This window comes from Streptomyces sp. HUAS TT11 (genome assembly GCF_051553595.1).
Classification (GTDB): domain Bacteria; phylum Actinomycetota; class Actinomycetes; order Streptomycetales; family Streptomycetaceae; genus Streptomyces.
Window position 1 is genome coordinate 8332498 of the sequence record NZ_CP196184.1, and the last position, 14139, is coordinate 8346636.

Annotated in this window: 14 protein-coding genes; 8 read left to right on the plus strand and 6 right to left on the minus strand. The window is 72.4% G+C overall.

Annotated elements, in window-relative coordinates; all coding sequences use genetic code 11:
• The first annotated feature begins 322 nt into the window (after window positions 1-322).
• Window positions 323-1153, plus strand: coding sequence for a pentapeptide repeat-containing protein (locus ACSHXN_RS37455; RefSeq protein ID WP_355137437.1), 831 nt, complete (start codon window positions 323-325; stop codon window positions 1151-1153).
• On the opposite strand, the gene ACSHXN_RS37460 is transcribed toward ACSHXN_RS37455, so the two are convergent.
• Window positions 1115-2626 (minus strand): cytochrome P450, encoded by a 1512-nt coding sequence (locus tag ACSHXN_RS37460; protein WP_355797342.1) that lies wholly within the window; start codon window positions 2624-2626, stop codon window positions 1115-1117. The genes ACSHXN_RS37455 and ACSHXN_RS37460 overlap by 39 nt on opposite strands.
• Window positions 2627-2741: 115 nt before the next feature.
• On the opposite strand from ACSHXN_RS37460, the gene ACSHXN_RS37465 reads away from it, so the two are divergent.
• A complete protein-coding gene (locus ACSHXN_RS37465; protein WP_355137441.1) occupies window positions 2742-3350 on the plus strand; it encodes a TetR/AcrR family transcriptional regulator in 609 nt (202 codons plus the stop codon).
• An 82-nt stretch (window positions 3351-3432) separates the two neighbouring features.
• Window positions 3433-4155, plus strand: a complete 723-nt coding sequence (locus ACSHXN_RS37470; RefSeq protein ID WP_355137443.1) for a DUF2470 domain-containing protein — start codon at window positions 3433-3435, stop codon at window positions 4153-4155.
• Here ACSHXN_RS37470 and ACSHXN_RS37475 read toward each other — a convergent pair.
• The 4 genes from ACSHXN_RS37475 to ACSHXN_RS37490 form a co-directional block, all read right to left on the minus strand.
• Window positions 4123-5340, minus strand: coding sequence for a lactonase family protein (locus ACSHXN_RS37475; protein WP_355137445.1), 1218 nt, complete (start codon window positions 5338-5340; stop codon window positions 4123-4125). The two genes, ACSHXN_RS37470 and ACSHXN_RS37475, sit on opposite strands and share 33 nt — an antisense overlap.
• Window positions 5341-5449: 109 nt before the next feature.
• Window positions 5450-6493 (minus strand): hypothetical protein, encoded by a 1044-nt coding sequence (locus ACSHXN_RS37480; RefSeq protein WP_383358232.1) that lies wholly within the window; start codon window positions 6491-6493, stop codon window positions 5450-5452.
• A gap of 33 nt (window positions 6494-6526) precedes the next feature.
• Window positions 6527-7804, minus strand: a complete 1278-nt coding sequence (locus tag ACSHXN_RS37485) for an FUSC family protein (protein ID WP_438305416.1) — start codon at window positions 7802-7804, stop codon at window positions 6527-6529.
• Between the two features lie 127 nt (window positions 7805-7931).
• On the minus strand, window positions 7932-8426 hold the full coding sequence (locus ACSHXN_RS37490) for an FBP domain-containing protein (protein WP_356294424.1): 495 nt from the start codon (window positions 8424-8426) through the stop codon (window positions 7932-7934).
• Between the two features lie 68 nt (window positions 8427-8494).
• Between ACSHXN_RS37490 and ACSHXN_RS37495 the strand changes: the two genes are divergently transcribed.
• Window positions 8495-9436 carry a DUF3626 domain-containing protein gene (locus ACSHXN_RS37495; protein ID WP_438305418.1) on the plus strand — a complete coding sequence of 314 codons (942 nt, stop codon included), beginning with the start codon at window positions 8495-8497 and terminating at the stop codon, window positions 9434-9436.
• Between the two features lie 65 nt (window positions 9437-9501).
• On the plus strand, window positions 9502-10014 hold the full coding sequence (locus ACSHXN_RS37500; protein WP_438305420.1) for a GNAT family N-acetyltransferase: 513 nt from the start codon (window positions 9502-9504) through the stop codon (window positions 10012-10014).
• Window positions 10015-10041: 27 nt separating this feature from the next.
• On the opposite strand, the gene ACSHXN_RS37505 is transcribed toward ACSHXN_RS37500, so the two are convergent.
• Window positions 10042-10320, minus strand: a complete 279-nt coding sequence (locus ACSHXN_RS37505) for a hypothetical protein (protein ID WP_355137457.1) — start codon at window positions 10318-10320, stop codon at window positions 10042-10044.
• A gap of 395 nt (window positions 10321-10715) precedes the next feature.
• Here ACSHXN_RS37505 and ACSHXN_RS37510 point away from each other — a divergent pair, with 395 nt between their 5' ends.
• From ACSHXN_RS37510 to ACSHXN_RS37520, 3 genes are all read left to right on the plus strand, one after another.
• Window positions 10716-12005: an ROK family transcriptional regulator gene (locus ACSHXN_RS37510; RefSeq protein ID WP_355137459.1), complete on the plus strand. Its 1290-nt coding sequence runs from the start codon at window positions 10716-10718 to the stop codon at window positions 12003-12005.
• Between the two features lie 144 nt (window positions 12006-12149).
• Entirely contained in the window at window positions 12150-12401 is a 252-nt protein-coding gene (locus ACSHXN_RS37515) for a hypothetical protein (protein WP_355137461.1), read from the plus strand.
• 231 nt (window positions 12402-12632) lie between these two features.
• Window positions 12633-14129 (plus strand): helix-turn-helix domain-containing protein, encoded by a 1497-nt coding sequence (locus ACSHXN_RS37520; RefSeq protein ID WP_355137463.1) that lies wholly within the window; start codon window positions 12633-12635, stop codon window positions 14127-14129.
• The last annotated feature ends 10 nt before the right edge of the window (window positions 14130-14139 follow it).

The following is a 14139-nucleotide window of genomic DNA, read 5'->3' on the forward strand; positions in this document are numbered from 1 at the left end:
GCCGCGACGTGTGCGGCGGCCGGCCCGCGCCGTCGACCGGCGGAGTGCGGGGCGACGGCGCACCCGCCGGGCGAGTGCCGGCCCGTCCCGGCCGTACCGCGGTGGGCCGGTACGCGGGTGACGGCGCCGTCCGCCCCTCGACGTCCCGGACGAGCCCGAAAGCGATCGGGGGGAGCCGCGGACGACGTACCCCTGCGCATGTGCCGACTCCCGGGTCGTGGGCGCCCACCGGCCGTGGTCGCGTCTGACCTCGTGGGCGACATTCCAGGGGCGCCGAAAATCGGTTTCCGCGGTGATGGACCAAGTCGTTAGGGTGGACGGCATGCACGCCACCTCCGTCGGCCCGTCCGGACTCCGTGCCGACTGCGGGAACTGCTTCGCCCTGTGTTGTGTGGCGCTGCCCTTCGCGCGCTCGGCCGACTTCCCCGTCGACAAGGGCGCCGGGACGCCCTGCCGGAACCTCCAGGACGACTTCCGCTGCGGCGTCCACTCCGAGTTGCGGCCGCGCGGCTTCTCCGGCTGTACCGTCTACGACTGCTTCGGCGCCGGACAGAAGGTCTCCCAGGTCACCTTCCGCGGCCAGGACTGGCGGTCGGGAGGGCCGGAGCACGCCCGGCTGATGTTCGACGTCTTCGCCGTGGTGCGCCAACTGCACGAAATGCTCTGGTACATGACCGAGGCGCTGAGCATGCCCGCTGCCCGCCCGGTGCACGGCGACCTGCGCCGGATGCGGGAGAGGACGGAACAGCTCACCGCGCTGTCCCCCGAAGAGCTGGGGGAGCTGGACGTGGGCGCGCATCGGCAGGAGGTCGACGTGCTGTTGCTGCGCGTCAGCGAGCTGGCCCGTTCGGGGGGCGGCCGGCGTGCCAGGGACCGGCGGGGGGCCGATCTCGCCGGTGCCCGTCTGAAGGGCGCCGACCTGCGGGGTGTGAGTCTGCGGGGCGCCTGTCTGATAGCGGCCGACCTCACTGGCGCCGACTTGCGCGGCGCGGATCTGATAGGAGCCGACCTGCGTGACGCGGACCTCACCGACGCCGATCTGACGGGTGCCTTCTTCCTGACGCAGCCGCAGGTCAACGCCGCCCGGGGCGGCGTGGGCACCAGGCTCCCCTCGTCAGTCTCGCGCCCCGGTCACTGGACAGCACGCCTGTGACGACGGGTCGGCGACGGGAGCCGGGGGCCGCGCCACGGCGGCCCTGCGGTCGAGGTGCAGCCGCAGCCCCTCGGGCATGAGCGTCAGCCGCTCGGCCACGCGCAGCCGGTAGCCGGGGTCGGGCCGCAGCTCGTAGCGGCGCAGCAGCAGGCCGAGCACCAGAGTCGCCTCGTGCAGTGCGAACTGCCGCCCGATGCAGGCCCGGGCCCCCGTTCCGAACGGCTTGAAGGTGTGCGCGGGCCGGGCCCGTACCGCCTTCGCGTCGAACCGGTCGGGATCGAACCGCTCCGCGTCGCCACCCCACACCTGCGGATCCCGGTGCAGCATCGTCGTCAGGACCAGTGCCCAGGCGCCCCGTCGCATCGGATGCGTGTCGTCCAGGACCGTGTCCTCACGTGCCTCGCGTGCGAAGGCGGGAGCCGTCGGCCACAGCCGCAGCGACTCGTCGAGGACCCGGCGGACGTATCGCAGCCTGGCGACCTGGTCGTAACCGGGGCGGTCCACGTCGCCCCAGACCCGGTCCACCTCGTCCCGGGCCCGTGCGGCGACCTCCGGGTGCCGGGAGAGGTAGTGCAGGGCGAAGGAGAGCGCCCCCGAGGTCGTCTCGTGGCCGGCGACCAGGAACGTGATGACCTGGCGCCGGACGTTCTCCGCGGTGAGCCGTTCCCCGCTCACCGGATGCGAGGTCTCCAGCATCCGGTCGAGCAGGTCGCCCTCGCCGCGGGTGGCCCGCCGGGCCCGCACCACCTCGTCCACCGTGTGGTTGAGGTAGGCCATGTCCGCCTCGTTGCGCCGGGCCGCACCGCGCAGCAGCAGGGGCGTCAGCGGTCCGGGCACGACATTGCGGCGCTGGGCGAACGTGAGTGTGCCGACCATGGCGTTCACGAACGGGTGCGGCCTGGTGCGTTCGAAGGAGCCGAAGTCGTGGCCGAAGCCGGTCCGTGCGATGGTCTCCAGCGTCAGTTTGGTCATGTCGCCGGGCACGTCCACGGCTCGGCCCGCGGACTGCTCCGCGTCCCAGCGGCCCGTCAGACGCTCGGCCACGTCCAGCATCATCGGGTGGTAGCCCGCCATGGCCTCACGGCTGAATCCGGGAGCCAGGACGTCGTGCGCCAGCTGCCAGTTGGGCTCGTGGTTGTACGCGGTGAACAATCCGTCCCCGGCGACGGGCCGCAGATTGGCGACACCGAGGCCGACATGCTTGGCGAACCTGGATTCGTCGGCGAGGTCGGCCGCCAGGCGTCCGCCCCAGACGAACACGATCTCCCGGCTGAAGAACTTCCGCCGGAAGACGGGTCCGAGCAGGCGGCCGTAGCGCATCGAGTCCTGTACCGGCCTTCGGACATCGGCACCGAGCACATCGCCGACGAGCGGGATCCGGCGCGGCGGGTGCGGGATGCGCTCCAGCTCCGGCCAGCCGAGTTCCGCCCCGCGAAACCCCTTGGGTGGCGCGGTCACCGTCGTCTGCGCCATGGCGCCACTCCCTCGATGCGGAGGACGTCGCTCCCGTCCCGCGCGTGTTGTACGTGGGTTCAATAGCGGTTCAGTGTGGTCCCGTTGCTGAACCGGCGTCAAGTACAGTGCGGGCATGGCCGGGAACCAGGGGGAGCGCACGCGTCGCCGGCTCAGCACCGGGGAGCGCAGGGAGCAACTCCTCGCGGTCGGGGCGCGGTTGTTCTCGGAGAACCCGTACGACGACGTGTGGATCGAGCAGGTCGCCGAGATCGCCGGTGTCTCGCGCGGACTGCTCTACCACTACTTCCCGACCAAACGGGATTTCTTCGCGGCCGTCGTGGAGCGCGAGAGCGCGCGGATGCTGCGGATGACCGCGGCCGCCCCCGGGATCCCGCTGCGGGAGCAGCTCACCGCCGGTCTCGACACGTTTCTTTCGTACGTCGCCGAGCATGCGCACGGCTTCCGGGCGTTCCATCGTGCGGACGCGGCGGGGGACCAGGCCGTGCGGAAGGTCTACCGGCAGTCGCTGGCGGCGCAGGAGCGGCAGATCCTGGCCGCTCTGGCGGCCGATCCGGAGTTCGGCTCGGTGCCGGCCGAGCGGCCTGACCTCGAAGTCGCCGTCCGCGGCTGGCTGGCGTTCACGACGGCTGTGTGCCTCGAGTGGCTCCGCGGTGCGGAACTGTCCCGCGAGCAGGTGCGCGATCTGTGTGCCCGCGCGCTGCTGGGCGTCCTCGAGCGCTGACGGGCCCTTCGGATGTCCGGGCTGGTTGGCGTGCGCCCCGATCTCCGATAACTTAGGCAAGGCTTACCTAAGGAGGTTGGGGATGGGTGACCGTCACGACTGGACGGCCGCGCCCGCTGCGGCGCAACGTGCCCGCTCGGTTCTGGCCGCAGCGAGTTCCTGCGCGGTGACCATGGAGACCGGAAGGGAGGAGGCGGTGGGCGCGCACACCGTCACCGCCGACGGCCGGGTCCTGCTGCGCCTGCACGAGGACAGCGCGCTGCTGACCGCCGCGATCTGCGCGCCGCGGGGAGAGCCGTCCACGGTATTGGAGTTCGCCGATGTCGCGCCCGTCCCCGTGCGGTCGCGGATCCGTGCCCGGCTCTGGCTGGCGGGCTCGTGCGTACCGGCCGATGGGCAGCTGGAGTTCCGGCCGACGCGCATCGCGCTGCGCAGGGCGAACGGCGTGGTCGTCGTGGACCCCGACGAGTACGCGGCCGCCGAGCCCGACCCGCTCGCCACCGCCGAGGCCGGGCTGCTCACTCATCTGGCCGAGGCCCACCCGGACGCCGTCGAACGTCTCACCCGACTCGTCGAGCCGGACAGCCTGCACGGTGCCGTGCGCGTCCGTCCGCTGGCCGTCGACCGCCACGGGCTGACCCTGCGCATCGAGCGTGCCCGCGATCACGGAGACGTACGGCTCGCCTTCCACCGGCCGGCCGACGATCTCGCGCAGCTGACCGAGCGGATGCACGTCCTGCTCACCCAGGCCTCCCGGGCCTGTCCCCGTGCACTACAGAGGCAGCGCACACACGGCGACCGGTGACGCGAACGGCTCTCCCGCGAGCCGCAGCTCCCCGCTCGCGCGGTCCACGTGGAACACGGTGACCGTGCCCGACCGCTGGTTCGCCGCGAACAGCAGTCCGCCGTCCGGGGACAGCGCGATGTGACGCGGGAAGTCCCCACCCACCGGCACCGAGTCCAGCAGCTCCAACCGGGCGCCGCCCGCCTCGATCGCGTACCGCGTCACGGTGTTGTGGCCGCGGTTGGCGAGATAGGCGTACGCCCCGTCCGCGCTCACCACGAACTGCGCCGGATAGTTGGTGCCCCTGCCGGTACCTGTGGACTGCGGGTCGCCCGGGACGAGGTGCCCGCTCGCCGGGTCGTAGGCGCACACGACGGCCGTGTCGTCGACCTCGTCGGCCAGATAGGCGAAGCGGCCGTTCGGGTGGAAGGTCAGATGCCGGGGGCCCGCACCGGGCCTTGTGTGCGCCTGGGAGACCTCTGTGAGCGTTCCCCCGGACGGGTCGAGACGGTAGGTGTAGACGGTGTCGGTGCCCAGGTCGACGGCGAGCACATGGCCGCCGTCGGGGCTGGTGACGACCTGGTGGGCGTGCGGTCCCTGCTGGCCGGGCCCGGGCGGAGGGCTGGAGTGGGTGACGACGTCGGTGCGTTCGCCGAGCGCGCCCGAGGCCTCGACACGATGCACGGCCACGCTGCCCGAGCCGTAGTCGGCGCTCAGCAGCCAGCGCCCGCTCGGGTGCACCGACAGATGGCAGGGCCCCGCTCCGCCGGTGCCGCGGGTGCCCAGGATCCGGTGATCGGGCAGGCCCACGGCCGTCACGGCGCCGGCCTCCTGCTCGTCGACGGCATACAGCGTGTGCCCGTCCGGGTGCACCGCCAGATACGACGGATCGGCGACCCCGGTCAGGGTGCCCGTGCCGGTGATCCCGCCGGTCCCCGGGTCGTACGTGGCGAGGCCGATGCCCTTGCCGCCGCCCTCGACGGAGGTGTACGTGCCGATGTAGAGCGGCCGGGGACCGGAGGGTCGGCGCGGCGGTGAGTGCTGCTCGGCCGGAGCCGCACCCGGCTCGGGTGGCGACGACTGCCGCGGCGCCACCGGCGCCGGGATCGTCGTGACGGCGGTGGCGGCCGCGGCGGCGCCGAGGAAGCGGCGCCTGCTCCAGCCTCCGCCGAGCGAGCTCCGCGCCGGTTCCGCACGCCTGTCCATGCCGCCCCTCGGGAGTCGATCGCCTCAGCCGACACAGCCACCATGGCGCGTACCGCCCGTCAGGTGCAAGGCGGGCAACCGGCATTGCGTGCGATGCAACACGCCCCGGCTACCAGTCGCCGTCCCCGACCGGCTTGCCCGGTGCGTCGCCCAGCGGCTTCACCTGCTGCGGTGACGGCTCCTGCCACGGCTCGTGGTCGTCGCCGAGCCAGTCGCCGACCGGCTTGACCTCACCGAGGGCGTCCGTGGGTGCGAGGTCCTCGCCGTCCTGGTCGTAGTAATCGAACCACGGCAGCCCAGCCCGTGTGTACGCCGCGCGGTCGACCGGAGACGGAGGGGGCGCCTCACCCGTGATCCGCCGCCATTCCGGCGGTGTCACCAGATGGACGAACACCCGCCCTGCCGGCTCCTCCGCCCAGCTTCCGGCCGGCCAGTCGTCCTTGTAGACCTCCTGCCGCATGGACCCGCCGACCCCGAGGCCCATGGCGGCGGCGCGGCGCGGGGCCGCGCCGGGGGCGGCCATGGCCGCGGGCGCCGGTACGGCACCCGGGGCGGGCGGAGGCCCCCCGTAGGGCCCAGAGGACGCCGAACGAGTCCTGAGCGCCCGCTCCCGCCTGCGCCGCTCCTCGTCCCGCCACTTGGCGAGCGGCGCCTCCTGGAGCTGGAAGGTCTGCAGTTGGATGCCGCCCCACACCTCCTCGCCCGTGACCTGGCCCTCGACCGTGGCGCCCAGACCGAGCGGCACCGCCACGAACTGGCGGACCGTCCCCTTGCCGGAATTGATCCCGTCGAGCCACGGCTGGCGCGGAAGTACGACGTAGTTCTGCGGACGGCGGCTCAGCCGGGAGCTCCAGGGCCTGCCCGAGACCGCGCACACCTTGCCCGCGCCCACTTGCAGGGCGGCGGGCTCGGTGGCGCCGAAGCCCAGCCACAGGGCCTCGCGCAGATAGACCGGCAGCATCACACCGCCGCGCGCCCGCCACTCCGCCGGCACGGTCTGCGGGTAGTCCTCGACCCGGCGGACGGGGAACTGGCCGAGGCCCGGCGGCAGCGCGTGCGTGCCCGTCTCCGGCAGGCGCAGTGTCCGCATGAAGCGCACCCGTACACCCCCCGGCAGCACCAGGGAGTCCCCGTCGATCCGCACCGATTCCATGCGCACTCCCCTTCCCCGCCGGATCGTTCGTCCTCACCTAGAACGCCGGGGCGCGCCCGGACGGTTCCGGTCCTTGGGAAGACCGCGCAGCCGGGCCGAGCGAGGGCCGCGCGCACGATCCCGCAGCCTGGCCAGGCGCGGATTGCGCTCGCGCTGCTCCCGGGCGCCGCGGTCCAGCTCCTCCAGCAGCCGACGGGTGCGGTGCTCGGTGTCCATCTCGTCCAGGATGCGGTTGACCTCGGTCAGGATCGCTCCGTGGAACTGCCACTGACGGGTGTCCCGTTGGACCTCCTCCAGCAACAGCTGGGCCAGCTTGTCGCGGGTGGCGCCCGCCGTGATCAGCTCCTCCGCCAGCCGGGTCTCCGCCGACTCGGCGCTGCGGCTGACGTCGGTGGTGACCAGCACCGCGAAACTGACCACGGCGTCGGCGATCTCGGAGAGCAGCCGTTCCAGCGTCGCCCCGATCTCGGGCTCGAACAGCGGCTTGGCCTCCCGCTGCTTCGCGAGATCGGCGAGGGTGCGCGCGATCACCCGCAGCACCACCGTGACGATCTCGAGCGTGTCGAGGCCGGTGCGCAGCACGATGCGGTGGAGCAGTCCCTCGCGGACCCGGGGGTTGAGCTTCAGGCTGTCCTCGGCCTGCCGCAGCGCCGCGTCCACGCCGACGATCTCGTGGTCGAGCCGGCGCGCCTCGTACAGCCGTGCGGTCGCCAGCGAGGCGGGCACACGTCCCGCGGCCTCCTCCCCGACGCGCAGCATCAGCTGCCGTACGCGCCGTGCCATGGCCTCGATCTCCTCGCCTGCGGCCGTGACCCAGACGGGGGGAGCGATGAGCAGATTGATCCCCAGGCCGACCACGGCGCCGATCAGGGTCTCCAGGACCCGCGCCCACGCCGTGCTGCCCACCTGGGTCACTCCGAGGATCAGCATGGCGCTGATGGCCACTTCGGGCACGTACTCCTCGACCCTGACCAGATGGCCCACGGCCAGCGAGGCCAGGATGATCAGGGCCAGGCTCCACCAGGTGAGGCCCACCAGGATGCTGAAGCCGATGGCGATGACAACGCCGGCGACCACCGAGTTCACCCGGCGCACACCGTTGGTGATCGTCGCGTAGAGAGTCACCTGCACGACCAGCAGGGCTGTCAGCGGCGCGGTCAGGGGCGCCGCCTCGGGACTGAGGTACAGGGCGATCACATACGCGAGGGTCGCGGCGGCAGTCGAGCGCACCGCCTGGACGACCTCGGGCTGCCGGCGCCACCTTTCGATCCGGGCGGAGACCGTCGCCCACGCATCACGCACATCACGCATCCCTAGGGGCCTTCCCGTTCCACCCGGGCGACGAACGTAACCATGAACACAAAGAACACGTTCGAAGGTCGCCCGGAGGAGCGTCCGCCCTGCTCAGCGGTGTCCGTACCGGGCCGGGACGGCGGCCTCAGGCGTACAGCCCGCCGAGGAAGGAGGACAGATGGGCCACCATCCGGTCGATCTGCTCCCGCATGCCGAGGGTCTCCTCGAACCGGAGCCCGGCCTCGGGCACCTTCTTGCCGCGTACATAGAGGGAGCACGCCAGGTCGGTGCACATGTAGACCCCCACCGAGTTGCCCTCGCGTCCGGCCGCCCCCGCCTTGCGTGCCGTCATCAGGGAGACGCCGCTTCCGGGGTGGGTCGTCAGGCAGAGCGAGCACATGCTCCGGTGCAGGAAGCCGCGTTGCGACGACGGAGAGCGCATCGCGACGCCGACGAGCCGGTCGGCGTGCTCGGTGACCAGATAGCTGCGATCAGGTGCACCGAGGTCGCGCCAGCCCAGGAAGTCCAGGTCGTCCCAGGGGCGTTCGCCGAGGTCGCGGGGCAGCGGCAGACGACTTGCAGCGCCCTTCGAGCAGTTGACGAATGAGTTGCGGATGTCCTGCTCGGAGAGTGGTCTCATGGGGATTCCTCCGGGGGCCGTTTCAGGTGCCTAGGGGCATTAGGTTTACGGCTAAGCTACCTAGCTTCATGGGGGGAGAGCGAGTGGATTTCTCGTACGACGGGGCACTCGATGCGGCGGCCGGGCGCGCCCTGCGTCATGTCGCGGCCCGGTCCTCGGGGCCCGGCGTGAACCGAAGCCTGCGGCTGACGCTCAACTTCCACCCCGACCGGATCGTGCGCGGGCGGCCGATTCTCCAGGCCATGGCAGAGGACGGCGTGTACCGCTCGCAGTTCGTCACCGGCATCAGCAACGGCGGGCTCACCGCCTACCCCGGTGGGGACCGATGGCGCTGGGAGAGCCGGATCTTCGGGCAGGCCTACGACCATGCGCCCGCTGACGAGCGCCCCGTGTACGGTGCGCTGAACTTCCGCCGTCAAGTGGTCGGCGCGGCGCCCCGATTCGGCTCCTCCCACTTCCGGCTCACCGCCGCGGTGCTCGATCGGGCCACGTTCTGCTACCCCGACAGCGCGGCCGAGCCGACCGACTTCGGGGTGGCCGCCGGGATGTGCCTGCTCGAGCCGGCCGAGGCCGACGACCAGGACGCCCTCGACGACTACATCGAGGCGCAGGTGCACGGACCCGTCGAGCTCGAGCGGGACGTGGAGGCGCTGGTCCTGGACGCCGGCTACCGCGGCACCCCGGTCGAGGCCGCGGCCCGGCGGCTGCCGTGCCCGGTCCGGTGGCACCCCGGATACCGGCTGTCCGTCGCGGAACTGCGCCGCCACCCGGACTACCGCGGCGCGGAGTACGTCGAGCTGGGGGAGCGCATCGCCGAGCACGGGCATCTCGACCCCCGGATCATCGGAGACGCCTCGCGCACGGGCCGGTACGAGACGCAGGACCTGAAGAGGGTGTGGCACTGCCTGGCCCGCTTCGGGGCGCCCGTGGGCGCCGGGACGGCGGAGGCGGACCGGTCTCCCGCCGCCACCGTCATCCTCGCCCCGGAAGGCGACCCGGCCGGTGCCTGAGCGGGATCCGTCGGCACCGGCGCGACGCGGGCCGCTTGTCACACCCCCACCCTAGGGTGGGAGCCATGGACACCACCGACACGCTGCGGGTCAGGCTCGAGCCCTGGGCGGAGGGCGACTTCTGGCTGCTGCGCAGGACCAACTCCGCGGAGATGACGGAGCACCTCGGCGGCCCCGAGACCGAGGAGCAACTCGAGGTACGCCATCGGCGCTATCTCACGCCGGGAGCCGGACGGATGTACCGGGTCACGCTCGCGCAGACCGGTGAGACGGTGGGGTCCACGGGATTCTGGGAGCGGACCTGGCGGGATGCGACCGTGTGGGAGACCGGGTGGGGGGTACTGCCCGAGTTCCAGGGGCGGGGCCTCGCCGCGCGGGCGGCGCGCGAGATCGTCGAAGCGGCGCGGGGCACCGGGACGCACCGGTATCTGCACGCGTTCCCCGACGTCGCGAACGACGCGTCGAACGTCGTGTGCCGAAAGGTCGGCTTCGAGCTGCTCGGGCCGGTCGCGGTCGAGTACCCGAAGGGGCACTGGATCACGTCCAACGACTGGCGGATCGATCTCGGCCGTCCCTGACGCCGCCGCAGGCCCGGCGTAACCCGGTCAGAAGCCCTCGGCGGGCTGCCCGGCCCCGGCGTCCACCTCCGCCTCGATGTCACCGCGCGGCCTGCCCTGCTCCTTCGCGTACTCGGTGATCGCGATCTGAAGGTCGCGGTCGAGATCCCGCCAGGCCCGCAGTGCGGTCTCGTACAGGTCGGTCTGCTGCTTGGTCCAGGGGGTGGCTGTGGGCGGACCGTACTTCTCGCGCAGCTCGTCGGCCTTCGCCTGCGCGTCGTTCGCCGCACGCCGCATCTCCACGAGTTCTTCAAAGGTCGTCGCCACGGCCCCGGATACTAGGCGCGCATCGACGTGCCCGGTCCCACGACCCGCACGCCCGGCACCGAGATCGACCGGTCGGCCCTGGGCGGACGCCGACACGCCGCGATCCGCCCGGCCGCGTGAACCTGTGAGCTCCGACAAGGGAGTATGTCGGCGAAGGCTCACCTGGCAGAGTGACTTTCGACGGTGAGCGGGCCCGCGTGGACGGCGACGAACGGGCCCGGAGTCCCGGCGGCGAGGGAACGGCGAAGCGGCCTGGCGACCGGTGACACGTGCACCCCTCCGCGGCCCAGCGTCCTCATGTCTTAAATTAGGGTCTGATTTAAGACGGTGAGGAACACGTGTTCCAGCCCGGCGCAGGGGTATCGTGCAGGTCGGGACGGGTCGGAGGGAGCCACATGGGCGGGCGGAACGGGCGCACCGTGCGCGATCTGCGCCGGGGCAATCGCGCCGAGGTACTGCAGCGGCTGTATTTCGACGGCCCGATGAGCCGCTTCGAACTCGGCCCGGCGACGGGTCTGAGTTCCGGTTCGATCAGCAATGTGGTCGCCGAGCTCGTCGCCGACGGACTGGTCGAGGAGGCCGGCAGCGTCGACTCCGACGGCGGCCGTCCGCGCACCCTGCTGCGGGTCGCGCCCACCAGCGGTCATATGATCGGCGTCGACGTCGGCGAGACCCGTGTCCGTGTCGAACTCTTCGACCTGGCTCTGACGGAACTGGCCCGCACCGAGCGACCCCTGGAGCACCAGCGGTACGACGTCGAAGTTGTCGTCGGTCACATCCGCGACGGGATCGACGAGGTCCTGGCCGCGGCCGACATCGCCCCCGAGCGGCTTCTCGGCGTGGGTATCGGTGTGCCCGGCATCGTGGCCGGCACCCAGGACCTGGGGGCCGTCGTGCACGGCCAGACCATCGGCTGGGACGCCGTCCCGGTCGAATCCCTGCTCCGCTCCACCTGCCGGCTCCCGGACTCCGTCCCCTTCTTCATCGACAACGGTGCCAAGACCCTGGGCCAGGCCGAGATGTGGTTCGGCGCCGGACGCGGCGCCCACAACGCGGTCGTGGTGCTCTTCGGCTCCGGTGTCGGCGCGTGCCTCGTCACCGAGGAGGTGGGCAGCGGCCGGGCCGTGGAGTGGGGTCATCTGACGGTACGGGTCCGGGGGCGCCGATGCCGCTGCGGTGCCCTCGGCTGCCTGGAGGCCTACGCGGGTGCGGAGGCGCTCCTGGACCGCTGGCGCGAACAGGGCGGGCGGCCGCCGCAGCACACGGACGAGGAGACCGCGCTGACCGCCATGCTGGCCGCGGCCTACCCGCCCGAGGGCACCGAGGCCGACCCGGTCGCGCTCGCCGTTCTGGAGGAGACCGCCGAGTACCTGGGGGCGGGACTGTCGGATCTGATCAACCTCTTCCAGCCCGAGCGGATCCTGATCGGCGGCTGGGCCGGCCTCCAGCTGGGGGCCCGGTTCCTGGCGGCGGTGCGCCGCTACGCGACGTCGTACGCCCTGCGGTATCCCGCGGAGCGGGTCTCCATCGACCTCGGCAGGCTTGGCCCGGACGCCGTGACGGTCGGCGCGGCGATCCTGCCGCTCGCCGACTTCTTCGCTCGCGGCGGCCGTCGCGCGGAGCCCGCCACCGAAGGGCGGCCGCCCGCATGGCGGACGGCGCTGGAGGAGCGGGCGCCGCGCTGACCGGCCGGACCGTGCCGGTCCGTTGATCACGGTTGCCTCCCGGGGGTTTCGCCGATGCCCCTCGCGGTACTCGCGGCCTCGCCCGACAAGGGGGCCGCGCGGGTTCGCGACCCCCCCTCGCGGGGCGAGGAAGAGGAGGACGCCGTGACCGATCGGCGGCAGGAAGGTCCCGGGGAGCGCTCCGGCCCCATCCCGCGGGACATGCCGGACCAGCAGGCCCGCCAGGAGGAGGACCCCTGGGACGCCCGTCCAGGACGGGGCTCCGGGAAGAACGCCGAGGACGAACGCGCCGACGACGTGCCCGACACGGACGAAGCGGGTACCGGCCGGCGGGGCGACCCCCGGTCCGGCACGGTCCACCCCGAGCATCCGGAACCGGACGAGCCCCCCGGCTGACCCGTGCAGGGAGCGGTTGCGTATGCGCCGCTCCCGACCGCACGGCCCGTACACGCGAGCCACCGACCTGCCGCACGCGGGATCACCCGGTCACCCTGGATAGGCTGACCGGGTGGGATGGTCCAAGGGAGAACGACCGGGAACGGCGGCCACCGCGCTGACGCCTGCCCGTGCGCACGGACGCGGGCCCGGCCGGGACCGGTGCGGCGCCGGGCCGAAGGCGGAGGCCCGGTGACGGACTTCGAGGCGATCGACGCCCTGCTGGCCGGTGCCCGGGAAGCGGTGCCGCTGCCGCCCGCCGGTGAACGGCGCGCGCTGCGCGAGGAGTTGAACCTGTCCCGGGCACAGGTGGCTCAGGCACTCGGCGTCGGCCCGTCCACGGTCGGGGGTTGGGAAGCCGGTCGTGACCCGAGCGGCGACGTACGGGACAAGTACGCGTACTTCCTCGAAGGCGCCCGTGCGAAGCTGGCGGAGCGGGCCACGGCCGAGCCGGCCGGGCACGAGCCGCCGATGGCCGGGGACGAGGAGGGCGGTCCGCATGAGTCCCCTCACGACGGCGACGATGTCGAGGCGCTGCACACGGCGCAGCCGTGCGTACTGTGCGGTCGGCCCGCGCGCCATCAGGTCGCGGGGTTCCCCCAGCACCTGGACCCGGCGGAGTGCGGCACCGCGCGGACCGGGGAGAGCGACGCGCAGGCGGGCGGCGAGTCCGCCGCGACGGTGCGGGTGGTGCCCGCCGGCCGCCGTGTCCGGACGGCCGACGAGGCTCCCGACCCGATCCGTGAGGCCGTCGCGGCCGCGCTCGCCGCGCACCTCGGCGATGTGGAGGCGGCGACGGCGGCCCTGGTCGCACGAGCCATCCCCGACGCGATGGCGTTGCTGGACGGGACGCGCAGGGGCGGCCGTTACGACATCGTGGCGCACCCCTGGATCCCGGACGTCCTGCGCAAGCAGACCGCACGCGGCGCGGACCGGATCTGGGAGGCCCGCCCCAAGTGGGCACGGACCGAACTGCCCACCGGCCGGCACCAGGTGACGGCCCTGGACATCAACGGCGCCTATCTGTCGGCCCTCAAGACACACCTGCCCATCGGCCAGTTGGAGCACTCCAGCGGCTTCGACCACGACCGCAGGCGCGCAGGTGTCCATCTGATCACGCCGCCGGCGTGGGAGCACGACGCGGTGCTGCCCAATCCCCTCGGCAACCGCGACGAGCCGGGTCCGTTGTGGGTGACCGAGCCGACCCTGCGTCTGCTGCTGCGACTGTCCGGTCCGAAGTACGCACTGTGCGACCCCCCCGAGATCCATGAGTCGTTCACCTCGGGCGCGACCGAGAACCTGCTGGAGAAGTTCCGCGTCGTGCTCAAGGATGCCCGCGAGCGTGCCATCGCCGAGGAGGACGAGGTGACCGTGGAGTACGTGAAGGCCATGTACTCCAAGTTCGTGTCCACGATGGGCGAGTCGAACTACAACCGGGAGCTGTACCGCCCCGACTGGATGCATCTGATCCGCTCCCAGGCCTTCGCCAACCTCTGGATGAAGGCGTACAAGGCCCATGAGGAGGGGCTGGTCGTCGTCCGCGCGATGGGCACCGACGAACTCCATGTGCTCGGCGAGTGGCGGCGTGTCTTCCCGGAAGGGCGCGGCGTGTCCGAGGTGAAGGTCAAGGACACGTACACCGTGGGCTGCGGCACTGATCCCGCAGCCGCGGGCGAACCCGGCGACTGAAGGGGAGAGG